We start from the raw sequence: 20,637 nt of genomic DNA, 5'->3' as shown, positions 1-20,637 counted from the left end.
TTCATGACAAGGCAAGAGAACAGGAATTTAGCGTGAAGGCACTCGCCCTAGCTATAATTTTGGTCTTGGTCCTGGCCTTCATCAGCCTCTTCATCGGCGTCAGCGATGTGTCGCTTAACACGCTGTTTGGCGCAAACAGCACAGATCGCGCGACGGAAGTGCTACTGATCAGCCGCATACCACGCACGCTTGCGATTATTCTTGCAGGCATGTCGATGGCCGTTGCCGGCATGATCATGCAGATGTTGACCCGCAACCGTTTTGTTGAACCCTCGACAGCCGGGACCGTTGAATCTGCAAGCCTCGGCATCCTGCTCGTCATCCTGTTTGCACCTGAAACATCGGTTTTCGGCAAGATGCTGGTCGCCTCCGTTACGGCCCTTGCTGGTACAGCCCTTTTTCTGCGCATCCTGCGCAGCATTCCATTACGTTCGGTACTCGTGGTGCCACTTGTCGGCATTATGCTAGGTGGTGTGATCAGCGCAGTGACGACTTTCATCGCCTATCGCTTTGATCTCCTCCAATCCCTGAATTCGTGGACGACGGGCGATTTCTCAGGCGTGCTGCGCGGTCGTTATGAGTTGCTTTATCTTTCATTCGCCCTCACCGTCATCGCCTATATTGCGGCTGATCGTTTCACAGTGGCTGGTATGGGCGAAGATTTCACCACCAATCTCGGCCTCAACTATCGCCGTGTGGTAACGCTGGGGTTGATCATCGTATCGATGGTTAGCGCCAGTGTCGTGGTAACGGTGGGTATGATCCCGTTTCTGGGGTTGATTGTTCCGAATGTGGTCAGCATGTTTATTGGCGATAATATGCGCCGTGCTGTGCCGTGGGTTGCCGTGCTTGGCGCGGGACTGGTGCTTGCCTGCGATATTATCGGGCGGCTCATCCGCTTTCCCTATGAGATCCCTATTGGTACGATGATGGGCGTCGTTGGCAGCGCCATCTTCCTCTACTTGCTGTTGCGTCGGGGATCACGTCTTGCTTAAACGTTCCGGCTTCATCATCACTCTTCTTTCAATCCTCGTCATTCTTTCCTGCGCAGCCTTCATGACGCTGGGCGCAAAGGGCAGCTGGTCGTTCATCCTCAGCTTCCGAGGCACCAAGCTCGCCGCAATGATACTCGTCGCCTACTCGATTGCTGTCTCTACTGTTCTCTTTCAAACAGTCACCAACAACCGCATTCTGACACCCTCAATCATGGGTTTCGATGCGCTTTATATCCTGATTCAGACATTCGCGGTCTTCGCGTTTGGCGCTATCCATGTCAACGGGATCGGCCCCAATGGCCGCTTTTTTGCCGAAACGGCAATCATGGTTGTTTTTGCCAGCACGCTTTATGCATGGCTGTTTTCAGGAGCGGCGCGCAGTCTGCATCTGGTTATGCTTGTCGGCATCGTATTCGGTGTCTTCTTTCGAAGTGCATCAAACCTCATGCAGCGCATGATTGACCCGAATGAATTTGCCGTGCTTCAGGACCGCTTCTTTGCGAATTTCAATAGCGTTAATGGCGACATTCTATTGCTGGCTGCGATTATCGTGGCGGTGGTGACGCTTTACGGACTACGTTTTATCAATGTCTTCGATGTGCTCTCGCTTGGACGCGATGCAGCCATCAATCTCGGCATCGATCATCGTCGCGTTGTGCACCGCATTCTGCTGATCGTCACAATCCTCGTTGCGGTTTCCACAGCCCTTGTCGGCCCCATCACCTTCTTCGGCCTGCTGGTTGCCAATCTGGCTTACATGATCACAGGTTCATCCAGACATCGTATCGTCCTGCCCATCGCCGTATTGCTGGCAATCCTTTGCATCGTCGGCGGACAGACCATTCTAGAGCGTGTCTTCGCGTTTAATACCGCGCTTAGTGTCATTATCGAGTTCCTGGGCGGGCTCGTCTTTATCATCCTACTCGTCAGGGGAAACGCACGTTGATCGAAATAAGCCAGGTCAGTAAATCCTACCGCGATACAATCGTCGTTGATGATGTAACGCTGCGATTGCCCGCACGCGGTATTACCTCGATTATCGGACCAAACGGAGCCGGAAAATCCACCCTGCTCTCCATGGTCAGCCGCCTTCTTCCCATGTGTAAAGGCCGCGTGACCATCGATGGGCTGGATGTATCGACCACACCCGGCGACGTACTGGCAAAAAGGCTGTCAATCCTAAGGCAGGACAATGCCATTAACGCGCGCCTCACAGTGCGCGATCTGGTAACTTTCGGACGTTATCCGCATTCCAAGGGACGTCCAACCCGTGAAGATCTTGTTCACGTCGATCAAGCAATCGGTTATCTCGAACTGGCAGAGCTGGGCAACCGCTTTCTCGACGAACTTTCGGGCGGCCAGCGCCAGCGCGCATTCGTGGCGATGGTTCTCTGCCAGAACACAGACTATGTTCTCTTGGATGAGCCACTCAACAATCTCGACATGAAACACTCAGCGTCGATGATGAAGCTTTTGCGGCGTGCAGCGGATGATCTGGGCAAAACTGTAGTTCTGGTGCTGCACGACATCAATTTCGCCTCCTGTTATTCCGACCATATCGTTGCCATGCGCAAAGGTAAGGTGGCGCATCAGGGGACGCCGGAACAGCTCATTCAACCAGATATTCTGCGCGATATCTACGAAATGGAAATTGCCGTCGAAACTGTTGGCGGAAATCGTATCGCCGTCTATTATCTCTAAAATGGAATAGAACCAAAAATTACAATTCATCTCTATATGGATTCATATTGCTTATAGCATATATAAAATAGAAATATTTTTTATTCGATGCATCTTTTGGGTCATTTTCGACGCATCATTAGAAAATAATTCCTGTATTTTAATCACATCGAATATTTTTTACAGGTGACCTTAAAATGAAGTTCGCAAAAATCCTCGCAACAGTCGGCGTCCTCCAGGCAGCACTGTTCTCGACCGCTATGGCAGGTGAGAATCTCGACGCCATCAAGGCGGCGGGCGTTCTCAAAATCGGCACAGAAGGCACCTATGCGCCATTCACATTCCACGATAAAGACAACAAGCTCGTAGGCTTCGATGTTGAAATTGGTGAAGCTGTCGCCGCTAAGCTCGGCGTGAAACCCGAATTCGTGGAAGGCAAATGGGATGGTCTCATTGCTGGTCTCGATGCAAATCGTTATGACGCCGTTATCAATCAGGTCGGCATCACCGAAGAACGCCAGAAGAAGTTCAACTTCTCCAATCCTTACATCGTTTCCAAGGTCGTCCTCATTGTTAATGATAAGAACGATACCATTAAGGACTTTGCTGACCTCAAGGGTAAGAAAGCTGCCCAGTCTCTGACAAGCAACTATGGTAAACTTGCAACCGAAGCCGGTGCTGAACTCGTCGCCACAGACGGTTTTGACCAGTCGATCCAGCTTGTTGTGACGGGCCGCGCGGATGCAACACTCAATGACAGCCTTTCCTACCTTGACTTTAAGAAGCAGCAGCCAAAAGCTCCTGTAAAAGTCGTTGCTGAACAGGAAAACGCGACGGCTTCCGGCATCATCGTTCGCAAGGGGGATGACGATCTGGTCGGTACAATCAACAAGGCGCTGGACGAAATCAAGGCTGAAGGCACTTACGACAAGATTTCGCAGAAATATTTCGGCCAGGACGTTTCGAAGTAAGCTCTGGATAGTGCATTTAAATAAAGCCGGGACCCGTTTCCGGCTTTATTTTATGGTCTATATGTTACAGCCTGATAATTCAGCGTTCAGGACCGATCACAACTAAGGAATTCGACACGTGCCCGATTGGCTTCAACTCATGGCGGATTCCCTGCCCACCCTGCTTTGGGCCGGTATCAAATTCACCATCCCACTGACCCTTTTGTCATTCATTTTCGGGCTTTCTCTCGGATTGATTACAGCGCTTGTGCGTTTGTTTGCGCCCATATGGGTATCTCTTGTTGCGCGTTTTTATGTTTGGATTTTCCGCGGCACGCCAATGTTGGTGCAGCTCTTCGTCATTTTCTACGGGCTTCCAAGCGCTGGCATTTATCTCGATGCCTTCACCGCAGCTGTCATCGGCTTCTCACTCAATGTTGGCGCATATAGTTCCGAAGTCATTCGAGCCGTTATTTCCGCAGTTCCAAAAGGTCAGTGGGAAGCAGCTTATTCCATCGGGATGAGTTGGCGCCAGGCGCTCACACGCACAGTTCTTCCGCAAGCCACGCGCACAGCCGTTCCGCCATTATCAAACACCTTCATCTCGCTCGTAAAAGATACATCACTCGCTGCCGCGATAACAGTGCCGGAACTGTTCCAGTCTGCACAACGTATCGTCGCCACCACTTATGAGCCGCTTGTTCTTTATATCGAAGCTGCGCTCATTTATCTGCTGCTCAGCACGATCCTGTCCAACCTTCAGGGACGCCTTGAAAAACGTTTCAGACGCTATGGCGGAACGCTGGAGACAAATTCATGATCGAGTTGAAAAACATCTTCAAAAGCTTTGATAACGTTGTGATCCTTAATGACATCAACGTCAAAATCGCCGAAGGGACTGTTACAGCGCTCGTTGGCCCTTCGGGTGGTGGTAAAAGCACGCTTCTGCGCTGCATCAATCTGCTGGAGATTCCGACCTCCGGAACATTAACACTGGGCGGCCAAAGCATAACCCTTGATCCCGACCGCAAGCCAAGCTGGCAGGCGATCCAGTCGATCCGCCGTCAGACTGGAATGGTGTTTCAGAATTTCCAATTGTTCCCCCATCAGACAGCAATTCAGAACGTTATGGAAGGTCTCGTGACCGTTCTCAAATGGCCTAAGGCAAAGGCGCAGGAACGCGCCATGGAACTGCTTGTAAAGGTGGGCATGGCGCACAAGGCTGACGCTTGGCCTGCAACACTTTCTGGTGGCCAGCAACAGCGCATCGCTATCGCGCGTGCACTTGCGCCGTCGCCGCGCGTTCTGCTTTGCGACGAGCCTACATCTGCTCTCGATCCAGAACTGGCATCGGAAGTTGTTGACGTACTGAGCAAGCTTGCTCAGGAAGGAACAACCATGGTCATTGCCACCCATGACTTGAGGCTTGCCTCAAAAATCGCGCAGAATGTTGTGTTTTTGGAAGCTGGCAATATTGTCGAAACCGGCACTGCACATGATATTTTCGTTACACCGGCGCGCGAACGGACCAAGCAGTTCGTGGCAACAATCAATGCCGCGCACAGCTACGACATTTGAACTAAAAAACTTTTTTGATTTTGATGATGGGGCTTTTGCAGACAGCAAGAGCCCCTATTCATATGGGTGATATCAGATTCCTGCGTCCTTTTATCAATTTCCCACGACTGGTCCTCGCCTGCCCCTTGGTAAATGCCCAAAGCGCTGCTACATTAAGGACAACGTAAAAATTGAAGCGCCTTGCTTGCGTCCTGTAATGGTTCGCGCGGCGCCATAAGGATAAAAACCTTGAAAAACCCCGAGGAGCGCCCCGCAGGAATGGCGCAACAAGGGGCGTCCGGCGGACAAACGGGCAACCAGCAGGCTCGGAATCCGTCCGAGAACGGCAAGCGCAAATCGCGTAAGCATGCCGTTCCAGAAGTCGGCAAGGCAGCGAAAGCCCCCGATTCAGGACGCTCAGACACAGAAAACAAGGGCTCGCAAAGCCAGCGCAAGCGTGCGCGCCGTCGTAACCGTGGTAAATCTCCCGGTAATGCGGATGCTCGCGGCCAAAAGCCAGCAATGGCTGAAACACCCAATGCAGATACTAAATCGGCAGATGGAAAGCCCGGCGGTAAAATATCGAATCGTCGCAGGCGCGCCCGCAAGAAGAAGCAGGCCCGCCAGCAGGGAAGCACGCCGGTAAATTCGGATAATGGTACGAAGCTGCAAAACACCGCCGCCCGACCAGAAATGACGGGTAGCGCTTTACAGCCATTAAAGCGCCAATCCGCCAACACGCATAGCCTGCGCAATCATGCACCACATGAAGCACCGCTTTATGCGGCGCTTGATCTCGGCACAAACAATTGCCGCCTGTTGATTGCATCACCAACGCGCCCCGGGCAATTTCGTGTTGTGGATGCATTCTCGCGCATTGTGCGACTTGGCGAAGGTCTGAGTTCAACCGGACGGCTGAGCGAGCACGCGATGCAACGTGCTATCGAAGCTTTGAAGATCTGCCATGACAAGCTTCAATCCCGTCAAATCAAACGTTCCCGTTTGATTGCGACCGAGGCTTGCCGTTCAGCTGCCAATGGCGAAGAGTTTCTCGAGCGCGTTCGCACAGAAACCGGGCTTGAACTCGAAATCGTTGACCGCCAGACGGAAGCCCGCCTTGCTGTATCTGGCTGCGGAACGCTGGTCACACGCGAAACGGATGCGGTCGTGCTGTTTGACATCGGTGGCGGCTCGTCGGAAATCGCACTGATCGATGTGTCTCAGCGTCGCTCTCCAAGACTTGCTGAGCACATCATGGCATGGACCTCCCTGCCCGTTGGTGTTGTCACGCTTGCCGAACGTTTCGGTGGTCGCAATGTCACGCAGGATAGCTTTGATGCAATGGTAGGCCATGTCACAGACTTGCTTTCCGGTTTCGCAGAACGCAACTGTCTCGGAAACCTGACGGCGAGCTCGCGCTTTCATCTGTTGGGCACATCTGGAACGGTGACAACGCTTGCTGGTATTCATCTCGGACTTGAACGCTATGATCGGCGGCGCGTCGATGGTATGTGGATGGGATCAGAAGACGTGACGCAGATGACGCAACGTCTGCTGTCATGGGATTTTGAAGCGCGCGTTGCCAATCCCTGCATTGGAGCCGATCGTGCTGATCTGGTGCTTGCAGGCTGTGCTATTCTTGATGCCATACGCAATGTGTGGCCGAGTGAAAAGCTTCTCGTTGCCGACCGCGGATTGCGTGAAGGCATATTGACCGAACTCATGTCGCGTGACGGTGCCTGGCGCCATAACCGCGCGCCAACCGTCAAAACTGGCGGCAAAACCGACGTAAGAAACAGGCACTAAGATGAGCAAAGCAGGCGGAAACAAGAGTGGCACCAAAACGGGTGGACGCGGCGGTGCCGGAACCAGCAATCTTCGCGTTCGCGTGAAGAAGAAAGCCGGAACGATCAAGGAATCGTCACGCCGGTGGCTGCTACGCCATCTGAACGACCCCTATGTCCACCAATCGAAGAAGGATGGCTATCGTTCGCGCGCAGCTTATAAGCTGATCGAAATCAACGATCGCTATAACCTCCTGAAAAAAGGTCAGAAAATCATCGATCTCGGTGCAGCGCCGGGTGGCTGGTCGCAAATTGCGGCTAAAATCGTTGGCTCTACAGATGAAGACCCGCAGGTTGTTGGCATCGATTATCTGCATGTTGATCCGCTTCCCGGCGTTATTTTGCTGGAAATGGACTTTCTTGATGACGCAGCACCCGAAAAACTGATGGAAGCGCTTGGCGACAAGCCTGATCTGGTGATTTCAGATATGGCAGCACCAACGACTGGCCATCGCCGCACAGATCACTTGCGTACCGTGCATCTCTGTGAAGTTGCTGCGGACTTTGCGGTGTCGGTTCTTAAACCCGGCGGCCACTTCCTGACAAAGACCTTTCAGGGCGGCACAGAAAATGATCTGTTGGCGATGCTTAAACAGAAATTCAAATCTGTGCATCACATCAAGCCACCGGCATCGCGCGCTGAGTCCGTCGAGCTTTATTTGCTCGCACGTGACTTTAAAGGCTAAAAACGACCATCAAGGCGGCTTTCAAAGCCGCCTTTTTATTTACCATTAGACAGTCCTGCTTCTTCCAAAGACCCAGCCGCATTGCCTTTGCGGTTGAACTTTGTTGAGCTTGAAAGCTCGTGACCAGCATCCGGGGCTAGTCGAGCAAACCAGAAAATTGCTGTGGCTGATACCAACGCGACCACGAAGAACCCGATATGGAAATCGGCCAGCTGTAACGGTGCCTGCCGGATCGCCGTGCTCAGTTCAAGAATGCCACCCGCAAGCGCCACTCCCAATGCTATTGAGACCTGTTGCGCGACCGCCGTGATAGGTGTCGCCTGACTCGTCTTGGCATCCGGTATCTCAGCAAATGCCAAAGCATTCACGCCTGTGAAAAACAGCGAGCGGAAAAAACCACCAATCAACAAAAATCCGATAATAACACCATAAGGCGTTTCAGGGAAAAACAGTCCGTTGGCGGCAATAAAACCGGCTGAAATCAGCGATCCATACATAAGCGTGCGGCGGAAGCCAAACAGATTGAACACCTGCCTCGCACCAAACTTCATGCTGATTGCGCCAATTGCCGAAACGAACGTCATCATGCCGGATTGAAACGGCGTCATGCCGAAGCCGAGCTGAAACATTAAAGGCAATAGAAATGGAATTGCACCAATGCCCAAACGAAACACGCTGCCGCCAAAAACCGCCGAACGAAAAACCTGATTATCGAAGAGCTTCAGATTCAGCAGCGGATCGGTCACGCGACGTGCATGTAGAATATACAGAGCAGCACAAACCAAGCCGACAGTCACAATAACAATACCAATGATTGGCGGCAGTGCCGGCAGACTGACGACTGACAAACCGAATACGACGCCCGACATCGCAACGCCAGATAGAACGAATCCCGGCCAATCCAGCGGCTTGAGAATGCGCTCATCAGTGTCCGGCAGAAAACGTGTTGCAAACCAGATGCCCAGAAGTCCGATCGGCACGTTAATGAGGAATATCCAGTGCCATGAAAAGAAGGTGGTAATAAACCCGCCGACAGGCGGGCCAACCAACGGGCCAACCATTGCTGGTATAGTCAGCCATGCCATTGCAGACACCAGTTCACTTCGCGGCGTCGAGCGGATCAACACCAAGCGCCCAACCGGCGTCATCATTGCACCGCCCATCCCCTGCAAGAAACGCGCGACAACAAAAGCAGTCAATGAGTTCGACGCAGCACAAGCAACCGACCCCACCACAAACACCGCGATTGCAGCACGAAATACATTCTTTGCGCCGAATCGGTCTGCCATCCAACCGCTCACCGGAATAAAAACTGCGAGTGAGACCAGATAAGCAGTCAGCGCGAGTTTTAAGGCAATCGGGCTTGTGCCGATGTCAGCTGCAATTGCTGGTAACGACGTTGAAATGACGTTGGAGTCCATCTGCTCCATGAAAAGAGCGATAGCCAACACGAGAGGAACGATGCGGTTCACGGGAATTCCGAATAAAAGCAGTCAATTACTGTCGACTTAGCTCGTCGATCATATCTCGCTTTTTATGTAGCGTCGGGCAATAATTTGCCAGACAGACTTGGCTCACAATGCGGTGAGTGCCGCAAACAGCTCTTCGTTTCTGAAAAGATATTTCCTCACGCGACATTACAATCGTTCACATTTGTGAGAAATGGGTTGCGCCACTCGTAACAGACTGTTACATTTCGTTATGTTCTCGAGCTTTAGAACCGGATGCACCAGCGTCGAGGTTCAAGGAGGTAGAAAATGAATGACATTACTAGAACCGCACTTGTTTATGGAATGATGATCGTTTCCCTGAACACGGCGCTGGCGATTGGTCTTCTTGGATTAGACTTCCTGCGTTAAGTGCGAGACCCTAACAGTTTAATTTTGCCCTCCAGGCAAGCATGAAAAAGAGCGCTCCCGAGTTATTTGGAGCGCTCTTTTCATTTGTATTCAACGAATACGTTCCTGACTTTGGGGATCGAAAAACACAGCTTTGTCGAGATTGAATGCGAGGCGCGAACGCTGGCCAGCAACAATCCGCGCGTCAGCACGCAAACGCGCTACGACCTGTTTGCCACCAATACGCGTAACGGCGAATGTGTCTGAACCGGCAGGCTCAACCACGTCAATCAGGCAATCGCCCTCGATGATAGATTGCGCATTACGATCTGCCCCATCCGGGTCTGTGAGTGCTTCTGGACGAATTCCAAAAATAATATCCTTACCGACATAATCGCCAAGCCCTTCCGGTGCATTAACGAGCGGAAGTTTCAAGGCCTCGCCTTCCGCTTGCGCAAGCCGCACAGAAAAATCGGCGCCATTCTTTTCAACGCTGGCTGTGAGAAGGTTCATGGCTGGCGAACCCATAAAATCGGCCACAAACATATTTGCTGGATTGTTATAAATCTCCGCTGGCGTGCCAAACTGCTGCAAGATTCCGTCTTTGAGAACCGCGATCTTCGTTGCGAGCGTCATGGCTTCGATCTGGTCGTGCGTCACGTAAACAATCGTCGTTTTCATACGATGATGCAGACGCTTGATTTCGGTGCGCATATCAACACGCAGCTTGGCATCAAGGTTTGAAAGCGGTTCGTCGAATAAAAACACCTGCGGATTGCGAACCAACGCACGCCCCATCGCAACACGCTGACGCTGACCACCGGAAAGCTGACTCGGTTTGCGATCCAGAAGATGGCCGATCTGGAGAATGTCGGCCACTTCCTGAATAGCCTTATCGCGCTCTGGCTTTGGGACCTTACGAATTTCCATACCGAAAGCGATATTCCCCGCAACAGTCATATTCGGATAGAGTGCATAGGACTGAAACACCATCGCAATATCACGCTGAGAAGGATGAAGGCCCGATACTGAGCGCCCATTGATAGAAATATCGCCAGATGTAATCGGCTCAAGTCCGGCAATGGTATTGAGCAGCGTAGACTTGCCACAACCAGACGGCCCAACCAGAACAAGAAAGCCACCTTCTTCAATGTCGATATTGATATCTTTAAGAACCGAGACACTGCCATAGGATTTGTAAAGATTAGAGATTTTTAGAAATGACATAACAGACTTATCCTTTAACAGCACCGGACATCAGGCCGCGTACAAAATAGCGCCCGGAAACGATGTAGACGATCAGCGTAGGCAGAGCGGCGAGAATGGCGGCTGCGAAATGCACGTTGTATTCCTTGACCCCGGTCGAGGAGGAAACCAGATTATTGAGCGCAACCGTCATCGGCGTTGAATTTGCACCCGAGAAGGAAGCACCAAAAAGGAAGTCGTTCCAAATATTGGTAAACTGCCAGATAACCGACACAACGATGATTGGTCCTGATGATGGCAAAAGAATACGCCGGAAAATCTGGAGGAAACTTGCACCGTCAATCTGTGCAGCGCGAACCAGTTCGGTCGGAAACGCCTCATAATAATTGCGGAAATAAAGAGTCGTGAAACCGATACCATAGACCACATGCACAAGGATCAGCCCCCAGATCGTACCTGCAATGCCAAGCATACCAAGCACACGCGCCATTGGGATCAGCACGATCTGAAACGGGATGAAACATGATAATAATAGCAGGCCGAAGAAGATATTCGAGCCGCGAAAACGCCATTTCGTCAGCACATAGCCGTTTAGAGCGCCCACGATTGTTGAGATAGCAACGGCAGGCACAACCATCAGGATTGAGTTGATAAAGAATGGCTTGATGCCAGTTGGCTGCACGCCAATCTGCGCCGTTGACCATGCCGAAAGCCATGGCTCAATCGTCCATTGCTGTGGCAGGCTTAGCATGCCGCCCTGACGGATTTCATCCAATGGCTTGAATGAATTTACCAACATTACATAGAGCGGCAGCAAATAATAGATCGCAAATAGCAGCAACGCCGAATAGATCAAGGCGCGGGTTAGCTTGCCGCTGTTGATTGCATTTTCCTGGGTCGGAGCACTCATGACCGCGCTCCCCCGCGAATTTCCGAATAAAGGTAGGGGATGATAATCGAGAAAATCATCACGAGCATAATAATCGCGGAAGAGGCACCAATGCCCATCTGATTGCGCGTGAATGTGTAAGAATACATGAATGTTGCCGGGAGTTCGGTGGCCTGCCCCGGTCCGCCGCCGGTCAAAGCAACCACAAGATCATAAGCCTTGATCGCAAGATGCGCGAGAACCACAAAAGCCGACAAGAATACCGGACGCATCAAAGGAATTATGATACGGCGGTAAATAGTGCTCGTGGAAGCACCGTCGATTTGCGCCGCTTTGATGATTTCATTGTCTACGCCACGGAGGCCCGCAAGGAACATCGCCATAACAAAGCCGGACGACTGCCAGACAGCTGCAATGACAAGGCAATAAATTGCCATTGTATTGCTCTTAATCCAGTTAAAGGTAAATCCTTCCCACCCCCAAACGCGCATCGTATGTTCAAGGCCAATACCTGGATCAAGGAACCACTTCCAGGCCGTCCCTGTCACGATGAACGACAGCGCCATCGGATAAAGATAAATCGGACGCAAAAAGCCCTCACCACGGATTTTCTGATCAAGCAGAATGGCTAGAAACAGGCCGATGACCGAACATATAATGATGTAAAGCGATGCAAAAATCGCGAGATTGGTGATAGCGCGCCACCAATGCGGCAAGGCCCACAATTTTTCGTAATTCGAAAGCCCGACAAAGCCATATGATGGCAACATGCGGCTGTTGGTGACGGAAAGAACGCCAGTGTAAATGATAAATCCATATACAAAGACAAGGACAATCAAAAAACTGGGTGCAAGAACCAGCTTCGGCACCAGTTCCTGTAGTCGGCTACTACGCTTCATGTATGCGCTACCCATTTCTGCGCTGCGCATCCGGCGGCCGTCGTTCAATGCGGCGCGTTTCAGATGCGGACTGTTGTTTGCGCGGCAAATTATTGGCCGCTTATTGCAATTTGTATGCGTCTGACGAAATACTCGCCAATATTTCAAAGATTTATAAGAATAAGCTGCATGTGCCCGGAAAAATCCGGGCACATTTGATCTGCCTACTTCGCACCTTCAACGGCCGAAACCAGCTCCTTGACCGCGTCATCCGACGAAAGCTGGCCGTTAAACTGACGAGTTACAACGTCGTAAATCGCATTCTTTACGGAAGCCGGGTTTGCATAGCCATGCGCCATGGAGCCGAGCATCGTGCCCTTTTCTGCAGCTTCTTTCACATCAGCAATGGCCTTTTTGCCGCAAGCATCAAAAGCGGTATCTGGAACATCGGTGCGGGCAGGAGCAGAGCCCTTGACTACGTTAAAGGCCGACTGAAACGCTGGACTTTCGATAGCAGAAGCCATTTCAAGCTGTGCTGGTACCTTATCATCAGCAACCTTGAACATCGCGAACATATCGGAGTTGAAGGTTACCGCCCCCTGGGTTTCGGGGTAGCGCATGCAAACAAAATCTTCGCCCGGCTTTTTACCGGCCTTCACGAACTCGCCCTTAGCCCAATCACCCATAAACTGAACGCCAGCCTTGCCTTCGATGACCATTGCTGAAGCAAGATTCCAGTCACGACCAGAGAAGTTATCATCCACATAAGAACGCAGCTTTGTCATGCGGTCAAAGGCCTGCTTCATCGTATCGCTGCCAAGTGCTTCCGGATCGAGATCGATGAAAGCCTTTTTGTAAAAGTCTGGGCCAAAGGAAAGGACAACCGCGTCAAAAATTGTTGCGTCCTGCCATGGCTGGCCGCCATGTGCGATTGGCGTAATGCCCTGTTCTTTGAAATTATCGAGAAGAGCAACCAGTTCATCCCAATTGGTCGGCTCTTTGCCGCCGGCCTTGTCGAGGGCTGCCTTGTTGATCCACATCCAGTTGGTGGAGTGAATGTTCACAGGTGCGGCGATCCAGTGGCCATCATACTTCGCAAAATCCTGCAAAGGTGCTGGAATAACCTTGTCCCAGCCTTCCTTGCCCGCAACCTCATCGAGATTGCCAAGCGAACCTTGCTCAGACCAGTCGCGGATGTCGAAACCGAGCATCTGCACGGCGGTCGGAGCATTGCCAGCTGTAACGCGGGCGCGAAGGACAGTCATCGCTTCTGTGCCGCCACCGCCTGCAACTGGCATGTCTGTCCAGCTAATCCCCTTAGCTTCCAGATCTTTTTTGAGAACATCAAGCGCTGCGGCTTCGCCGCCGGCGGTCCACCAATGCAGAACCTCCACGTTTTGTTTATCCTGCGCATGTGCAACAGGCGCCATTGTGGCAAGCATTGCACACGCAGCCGTACCCATAGCGGCCATTTTAAAATATTTATGCATATGTCTACCTCCCGTAGAACGCTACAAAACAAAACTTTGTCGGATGCTGTCATAAGGTCGTTGCCCCACGCATCCAAAAGCGCATTCAATCTGCTTTGAGACCTCCATCCCAATCATTCCACCGCAGCTCCACCTGCGATTGACAACGTTGTCTTTTTTCGTTGAATATTTTCATTTCAGACAAGATGTGCGCCTAGAATAGGCCGAGAAACCTGATGTGTGTCAATACAGTTAGCTCACGGAGACCCAAACTCTGCAACGTTAAAGCGAGAAAATCATCCAAAAAACGAAATAATTTGAGCATCTTAGTGTACGAAAAAATATTTCTTATAGCGGTATATTACTCGTTAGCGGATATCTGAAAAATTCAACGCTCATCCAGTGCCAGATCAGCATAAATTTCCCGTGTGGTGACTAGACATCGGCCAAAGGAAAGCCTAGTTTTCGCTCACTCGCACAATGGTGTGCGGGTTTGTTCTCGGGGCGGGGTGAAATTCCCCACCGGCGGTATGAAGAGCGATCTTCGAGCCCGCGAGCGCCTTAAATAAAGGTCATTTAGACCATTTGTTTAAGGGTCAGCAGATCCGGTGAGATGCCGGAGCCGACGGTTAAAGTCCGGATGGAAGAGAGCGAAAGAGCGTTTAACCTGGCTTTGTGCGGGGTTGCGTTCCTTTGTGCGCCCTGATTCTAGTTTCGTGAGGAACCTATGAACCAGAGCTATCCGAACAAGACATCCTTTAAAATCGCCTTTATTCAGGCGCGCTGGCACGCGGATATTGTCGACGAAGCACGCAAAAGCTTCATTGCTGAACTGGCTGCCAAAACTGGGACCAATGTGGAAGTTGAAGTCTTCGACGTTCCCGGCGCTTATGAAATTCCGCTTCATGCCAAGACGCTTGCAAAGACAGGCCGCTATGCGGCAATTGTTGGCGCGGCGTTCGTGATTGACGGCGGTATTTATCGTCACGATTTCGTAGCTACCGCCGTTATCAACGGTATGATGCAAGTGCAGCTTGAAACCGAAGTGCCGGTGCTCAGCGTGTCACTCACGCCGCATCATTACCATGACAGCAAAGAGCACCATGAATTCTTCTTCAACCATTTCAAGGTGAAGGGTGTGGAAGCTGCACATGCTGCGCTGCAGATCGTCAGCGAACGCGCACGCATCGAAGCGCTTGGTAAGATCGACGCTTAATCAAGATAACCGACCTTGCCTTAGCGAGGTCGGTTACTCACCGAGAATGCGCTCAGGATGGCAATAGACATCGAAGTCATTACCCCGAACGAGCGCTGCGAGCGTCAGCCTCGCCTCATCTGCAGTGCGGATCGCTAATGCCGTCGGCGCAGAAATAGCGGCCAACAATGGAACGCGCAAAATCACAGCTTTTTGCACCATTTCAACAGACACGCGGCTGGTAATCGCAACGAGGCCCTGCTCTGCGACCTTTCCGGCGCGTGCCATTGCACCGATGAGCTTATCGAAAGCGTTGTGGCGTCCGACATCCTCGCGAACTGCAAAAAGCCCCTCGCCCGGAATGAAGAAACCTGCACCATGTACGGCCCTCGTTTCTGCATTCAACTTTTGTGCTGCAGCCAACGCATCCATGGCATCTATGATGGATCGAGGTTGAAACCGTAACGTCTCGGCAGAAAGCGCATATAACGGGCGCAATGCTTGATCGATTGAATCGATGCCGCATAATCCGCAACCAACCGGACCGGCCATAAATCTGCGCCGGGCAGCCAGCGCATTCCCCGGCTCCGCAGACAGTCGCATTTGCACATCAATCCCTTTTTCAAAGACCTCAATGCCTAAATCTTCAATTTCGGAAATGCTGGAAATAATGCCTTCCGTTAAGCTGAATCCAAGTGCAAAATCTTCCAGATCAGCAGGCGTTGCCATCATTACGGCATGAGTGGTGCCATTGTAACTCATTGCAACTGGCACTTCTTCGGGAACCTCGCGCGAGCTTTGATAAAAGCTTTTATCGCGATAGGCCAGATACGGATGGTTCAAACTGACTTTCAGACCAAACATTCTTACCTGCTACAGAGATTGCTAAAAGTAAAATCGCGACGCAGATAATCAATAACCATAAAGAACCCCGCCACAACAAATCTCTTGTTACCAGCTTTTAACAGTCGAACCAAATAGCCAGCCTTCCTTAAGCAAAAGGTTTCTTTATTATAAGTTCTACGTTCAAATCTTCCGGAGCACCCAGACGGTATGCCCGATCAAGCGCCGGATCATTCATAGCGAGCTCCAGACTTAATGCAGCAAGCGATTGTGATGTTTGTGGCCCGCTACGCTTGATCGCATCAGGGGACGAGTGATCAATTACGACTGCAATGATGGACAATGTACCATCGCGATTATCCAAAATTTCAATCGTTCGGGATTGTTGAGGATAATCGATATGTGCTGCGGTATTAATCTCCCATAAGCCGTGACCGTTATTCAAAGGGTCGTAATGGCTCCATATACGGTTGCAGTGCGTATGCCCGTTTACCCAAAGCACAACGTTGGGGTAACGCGCCAATAACGCCAGAAAAGCGGCAGATCCTAAACGCTCCAAATCGGGCATTCCCGCAGGCGCGCGCTTCATATTATCAAAAGTAATAGAATTATGATGAGAGAAAATCGTAATCAAAGCATCTCGATTATCGGTTCGGATTAGCGAACCATCCTCAAGATAATAGGATGACGAGTAATTCCGAAGCTGATTTTCAAGCCAATTGGCTTGATCGACATCCAAGGAGCCATCCGGACCACCATTGGGATTGGTCGTATCCAGCATGATACCGACGACCCCATCTGCCATTTGGAATTGATAATAAGCATTCTGCTGCTCAACATTTTCCTGCGTAAAGCCATGGCCATTTGGGCCAAACGGACCCTTGGCATCCAGGTGTTGTTGAATAAATTCCATCTTTGAAAAAGGGCGACGCATTTCGGAAGGCATAATTTGAACGCTCGGAACTTCGTTCATCATTTGCGCCATTTGCCCTGGTAAAACTTTACTCACCGCCCCCAAGAACATCTCAGGCTGCATTCCGTTCGGCAGTCCCATCAAGACCCGGTTTGACGTACTAATCGTTGATATGAATTCAGAAATTCCACCACCACCAAAGACACCATAATCAAGGACGTCGTGGTTTCCAAAGCCTGAATACCAAGGCATTTTAAAGCCTTCAGCGTTTATGGGCTGGCTAATAGATGACAGAAAACCTTCAACCTCAGGAAAACCATAAGCGCGCTTCCAAATATCCGCCTTTACGTTTCCCGTTTGAGGCTCTGGATGCCAATAAGCATCATACGTCTCTTCAGAAAAAACGTTATTATCCTGAACACCGATGTAGGCGGCACCGCTGGCTGACATTATCGCAGAACCGCCGTTCAAAACCGTCAGAACAGACAGCAGTTCATGCATTGCTCGCGTATCGGCGCTATCACCTGTCGATATTGCGAAGTCGAATTTCCGCTTCGATATCGGTCCAGCGCCTATTTGATTAATGCGCCTGATCATAGCATCTAGCACTTGGATGGTGAGTGTTTCCTGCGGTCGCCAAGCATTAGCCAACGGCGCACCATCAAGATTTCCGTTTGGTCCACCATATTGCCGCATAAATGCGGCGTGAGCGGGAGAGGATGCGTCGATAATGTGCAAGTCAGTGATTTGGGCAAAAGCCACCAGCGCTTTTCGATTGGCGTCGCGCTTGTCGAGTGCGGGCGCCAAATCTTCGCGCACGATCAATGGCAAACCATTATCATAGGCAAGCTGCCGGTAACGTTTACCTTTTGTGAGATATTCGCCGGGGACAATCGCTTTATCCAATGTGGTTAAAGCTTCAGACTGCGTCTCTTCTGCTGAAAAGACTTGATGCGGCGCACAACCGCACGCAAATAACGCGCCACCAACGGGCACGGTACAACTAGCCTTCAGAAAGGAGCGGCGTGATAATGCACCATAAACCCCTAAATATTCTCTCGTGATACTCAAGACGATACCTTTCTGAAATATTTTCAAAATATGAATTTGAATAATACTTCAGAAGCTAGACTTAAAAATCAACAATATATTTTTAAAAATATCATTATTGTTAATAGACTACATATATCTTTTATTAGAAATACTTGAACTATTTTCCACAACGATCATTCTGTCAATTTCACCACGTTTAAAGGCCCTCAAGAACCGCGCATAATCTTTAAACACGACACAGCCATTGGAATCACCAGGACGACGAAGCATATAGGTGTGCGCCAGAAGACCATCACGATTGTGGGGATTGCGTCCATTGGCCGGGAGCAACCGAACAGCTTCCACGCCGTGAAAGAGGCTTTCCCGCATGCGCAGGTTATAGGTGCTTGGCGGCGTTGCACCGCGCATTTTCTGATCAACAAATTTAGGATTATCGCGCATGTAGCCGATACCCGAGTGGGCTTCGAGCTTTTCGCCATTGGGCAAATAGACGATAGCGGCGGAAATATCATAAATTGCCGTCTTATTGCGAGCTGTTTGACCGAATAGCCGCTTCACAAGACCGCGCTGCATATCTTCGGTCTGAGCTTTAGAAGGTGCGTATGCGATTTGCGGCTGCTTTTCAGGCACAGCAGCCTTCACCCGGGGACGGTTTTCTGGAAAGGGGACAACATCAGGAAGAGCCAGACCTGTTCCGGCGTCGGTAGTCGCGTCCGCAATTCTTGAATCAGAACGCACGGAAGGCACGGGCGTAACACGTGCTGTTGGCAGCGGAACCTCATCGATTGTGCTAAAATCCTGGAAGGCATAACGCGCCGAATTTGCAGCCGTGTCGATCGCATCTGGCGAAACGACAAATTGCATTTGCTCCAGTGGTGCGACGCGCTCGTCACGCGCTTCAAGAACCTTGGGCTGTACGGCAACGGGCGCTTCGATCACCGCCTCTGGTCCGACATCGGCAATAATATCAAAGCCTTGGGATTTATTTCGACGCCAGTCCAGATTCGAATAGGCAGTATCAGCAGTATAAGCCTTGATAAAACCTTGTCGGGCGGCATGCCCCATTCCGATTTTTTGATCGACAACAGTCAATTTTTGCGGGGTTGCCACCGGCAAGCGACGCATCACTGGAGCCAATGGCATGAATGCCGGCAACACCGCCTCAACCATCCCCAATGAAGCCATCATGCAGCCACCAATCACCACCGCACCAGATGCCATAGCGGCAAAGCGTACAACGCCTTTAAGACGAAAAGGCAACGCTATCCTGAACGACGGAGCAGATTGCAAACCATAGAAATCTGAGACGAACGCCATACTAATCGTCCTGAGTAAAATAAGGGCTCGCGCTACCGCATTGCACGAGAGTTCGGCGAAAACACGAACCAATCGTGGCGAGAAACGCGAATGACAGAGTGCTTGGAATATGAAGAATTATGGTAACCAAAGTCTTTACAAGGCGCATTCAGACAAAAATATTCTACCCCGGCCTTTTCGAAATTAAGACATGAAGATCGTATAGGCACGCCCCTTTAAGGCTGGCTTTAAAGCCATATTAATTGTTACTAAAACTATTCGGGGCTTGGAGCTCGACCCCCAAAATGCCATTTTATAGAGACGCACAGCCCTATTGCGGAGAAACCTTATGCGCCAACAGTTCGACTTATTTGCTCCTCCCGTGCCAAATGGGGAGAAGAAGTCAGAACTGCGCCCTGCCCGCACCAGGCCGGGAAAGACGACCGTTCCCAACGAAGCGGAAATGGTGCAAAGACTTAAGGAGAGTGGGCGTTATCGTATATTGCAACGACTTGATCCGCCGCCGACGGTAGCTAACGCGGATAAAATTGCCTTCCCACGTTTAGGCGTTGTCGTTGACACCGAAACGACAGGCTTAAGTGCTGCGCAGGAAGAAATTATTGAGATTGGTGTTGTGGCCTTCCGCTATGCGGATGACGGCTCAATCGGCGATGTCTGTGCAACCTTTGGTGCTTTGCAAGAGCCATCAAAGCCAATTCCAGCAGATATTACGCGTATCACTGGCATTACCGACGAAATGGTTGCCGGGCAGATCATTCCGCGTGCGAGACTTGAAGCATTGATCGCTGATGCTGACATTATCATTGCACACAATGCGGCTTTTGACCGCCCCTTTCTGGAACGCTTTTCACCCGTCTTTGAAAACAAGCCCTGGGCCTGTTCGGTCAAGGAGATTGATTGGACTGCGCGCGGCTTTGAAGGCACAAAGCTTGGTTATCTGATCGGCCAGAGCGGCTATTTCCATAATGGCCATCGTGCAGAAGATGATTGTCAGGCGTTGCTCGCCGTGTTGAAGGGACAATCCGGCAAGACGACACCTTTTGCAGAATTGCTGAAGGCCAGCGAGAAATCGCGCCTGCGCATTTATGCAGAAAACAGCCCTTTTGAAATGAAGGACAAGCTGAAAGAACGCCGTTATCGCTGGTCTGATGGCAGCGACGGACGCCCGAAATCCTGGTGGACGGAAATCGACGAAGATGAACTCGAAGCCGAACTCGAATATCTGCGTACAGAGATTTACCCTTGGCGCGATGCAGAGCCGTTGATTCAAAAGCTCACAGCCGTCGACCGCTATAAAGAGCGAGCACCACTCAGATCAAAGTAA

At 50.9% G+C, this 20,637-nt stretch carries 18 protein-coding genes and 1 riboswitch; of the genes, 10 read left to right on the top strand and 8 right to left on the bottom strand.

Going from position 1 to position 20,637, the window contains the following annotated elements:
• The first annotated feature begins 32 nt into the window (after positions 1 to 32).
• The 8 genes from RI570_RS15545 (at position 33) to RI570_RS15510 (ending at position 7,712) form a co-directional block, all read left to right on the top strand.
• Entirely contained in the window at positions 33 to 995 is a 963-nt protein-coding gene (locus tag RI570_RS15545) for an ABC transporter permease (RefSeq protein WP_313830067.1), read from the top strand.
• Between the two features lie 61 nt (positions 996 to 1,056).
• On the top strand, positions 1,057 to 1,941 hold the full coding sequence (locus RI570_RS15540; RefSeq protein ID WP_409558697.1) for an iron chelate uptake ABC transporter family permease subunit: 885 nt from the start codon (positions 1,057 to 1,059) through the stop codon (positions 1,939 to 1,941).
• Entirely contained in the window at positions 1,938 to 2,696 is a 759-nt protein-coding gene (locus RI570_RS15535) for an ABC transporter ATP-binding protein (RefSeq protein WP_313829474.1), read from the top strand. The genes RI570_RS15540 and RI570_RS15535 overlap by 4 nt, the downstream gene beginning before the upstream one ends.
• A gap of 176 nt (positions 2,697 to 2,872) precedes the next feature.
• A complete protein-coding gene (locus RI570_RS15530; protein ID WP_313829472.1) occupies positions 2,873 to 3,646 on the top strand; it encodes an amino acid ABC transporter substrate-binding protein in 774 nt (257 codons plus the stop codon).
• 118 nt (positions 3,647 to 3,764) lie between these two features.
• Positions 3,765 to 4,445 (top strand): amino acid ABC transporter permease, encoded by a 681-nt coding sequence (locus tag RI570_RS15525; protein ID WP_313829471.1) that lies wholly within the window; start codon positions 3,765 to 3,767, stop codon positions 4,443 to 4,445.
• Entirely contained in the window at positions 4,442 to 5,203 is a 762-nt protein-coding gene (locus RI570_RS15520) for an amino acid ABC transporter ATP-binding protein (RefSeq protein WP_313829470.1), read from the top strand. The genes RI570_RS15525 and RI570_RS15520 overlap by 4 nt, the downstream gene beginning before the upstream one ends.
• A 228-nt stretch (positions 5,204 to 5,431) precedes the next feature.
• Positions 5,432 to 6,988, top strand: a complete 1,557-nt coding sequence (locus RI570_RS15515) for a Ppx/GppA phosphatase family protein (protein WP_313829469.1) — start codon at positions 5,432 to 5,434, stop codon at positions 6,986 to 6,988.
• A 1-nt stretch (position 6,989) separates the two neighbouring features.
• Positions 6,990 to 7,712 (top strand): RlmE family RNA methyltransferase, encoded by a 723-nt coding sequence (locus RI570_RS15510; RefSeq protein ID WP_250042273.1) that lies wholly within the window; start codon positions 6,990 to 6,992, stop codon positions 7,710 to 7,712.
• A gap of 35 nt (positions 7,713 to 7,747) precedes the next feature.
• Here the strand turns inward: RI570_RS15510 and RI570_RS15505 are convergent, their stop codons facing one another.
• From RI570_RS15505 to RI570_RS15485, 5 genes are all read right to left on the bottom strand, one after another.
• Positions 7,748 to 9,184, bottom strand: a complete 1,437-nt coding sequence (locus RI570_RS15505; protein WP_313829468.1) for an MFS transporter — start codon at positions 9,182 to 9,184, stop codon at positions 7,748 to 7,750.
• A 477-nt stretch (positions 9,185 to 9,661) separates the two neighbouring features.
• Positions 9,662 to 10,777, bottom strand: coding sequence for a sn-glycerol-3-phosphate ABC transporter ATP-binding protein UgpC (locus RI570_RS15500; protein WP_313829467.1), 1,116 nt, complete (start codon positions 10,775 to 10,777; stop codon positions 9,662 to 9,664).
• A gap of 7 nt (positions 10,778 to 10,784) precedes the next feature.
• On the bottom strand, positions 10,785 to 11,666 hold the full coding sequence (locus RI570_RS15495) for a carbohydrate ABC transporter permease (RefSeq protein ID WP_313829466.1): 882 nt from the start codon (positions 11,664 to 11,666) through the stop codon (positions 10,785 to 10,787).
• Positions 11,663 to 12,544: a sugar ABC transporter permease gene (locus RI570_RS15490; RefSeq protein WP_313829465.1), complete on the bottom strand. Its 882-nt coding sequence runs from the start codon at positions 12,542 to 12,544 to the stop codon at positions 11,663 to 11,665. Before RI570_RS15490 ends, RI570_RS15495 begins: the two co-directional genes overlap by 4 nt.
• 203 nt (positions 12,545 to 12,747) lie before the next feature.
• Positions 12,748 to 14,013 carry an ABC transporter substrate-binding protein gene (locus RI570_RS15485; RefSeq protein WP_313829464.1) on the bottom strand — a complete coding sequence of 422 codons (1,266 nt, stop codon included), beginning with the start codon at positions 14,011 to 14,013 and terminating at the stop codon, positions 12,748 to 12,750.
• A 470-nt stretch (positions 14,014 to 14,483) separates the two neighbouring features.
• Positions 14,484 to 14,648, top strand: a riboswitch (FMN riboswitch).
• A gap of 71 nt (positions 14,649 to 14,719) precedes the next feature.
• Between RI570_RS15485 and RI570_RS15480 the strand changes: the two genes are divergently transcribed.
• The gene (locus RI570_RS15480; protein ID WP_313829463.1) at positions 14,720 to 15,208 is read left to right on the top strand and encodes a 6,7-dimethyl-8-ribityllumazine synthase; all 489 of its coding nucleotides are present in this window, start codon (positions 14,720 to 14,722) and stop codon (positions 15,206 to 15,208) included.
• A 33-nt stretch (positions 15,209 to 15,241) separates the two neighbouring features.
• On the opposite strand, the gene fdhD is transcribed toward RI570_RS15480, so the two are convergent.
• From fdhD to RI570_RS15465, 3 genes are all read right to left on the bottom strand, one after another.
• The gene (gene fdhD, locus RI570_RS15475) at positions 15,242 to 16,051 is read right to left on the bottom strand and encodes a formate dehydrogenase accessory sulfurtransferase FdhD (RefSeq protein WP_313829462.1); all 810 of its coding nucleotides are present in this window, start codon (positions 16,049 to 16,051) and stop codon (positions 15,242 to 15,244) included.
• Between the two features lie 127 nt (positions 16,052 to 16,178).
• Positions 16,179 to 18,014 carry a TIGR03767 family metallophosphoesterase gene (locus RI570_RS15470; RefSeq protein WP_313829461.1) on the bottom strand — a complete coding sequence of 612 codons (1,836 nt, stop codon included), beginning with the start codon at positions 18,012 to 18,014 and terminating at the stop codon, positions 16,179 to 16,181.
• Between the two features lie 108 nt (positions 18,015 to 18,122).
• On the bottom strand, positions 18,123 to 19,313 hold the full coding sequence (locus RI570_RS15465) for a DUF2778 domain-containing protein (protein WP_313829460.1): 1,191 nt from the start codon (positions 19,311 to 19,313) through the stop codon (positions 18,123 to 18,125).
• A gap of 328 nt (positions 19,314 to 19,641) precedes the next feature.
• Here RI570_RS15465 and RI570_RS15460 point away from each other — a divergent pair, with 328 nt between their 5' ends.
• On the top strand, positions 19,642 to 20,637 hold the full coding sequence (locus RI570_RS15460) for a 3'-5' exonuclease (RefSeq protein ID WP_313829459.1): 996 nt from the start codon (positions 19,642 to 19,644) through the stop codon (positions 20,635 to 20,637).

It is taken from the genome of Brucella pseudogrignonensis (assembly GCF_032190615.1).
GTDB lineage: Bacteria > Pseudomonadota > Alphaproteobacteria > Rhizobiales > Rhizobiaceae > Brucella > Brucella pseudogrignonensis_B.
Note: the sequence above shows the minus strand (reverse complement) of the source record. Positions and strands in the feature narration are given on the sequence as shown.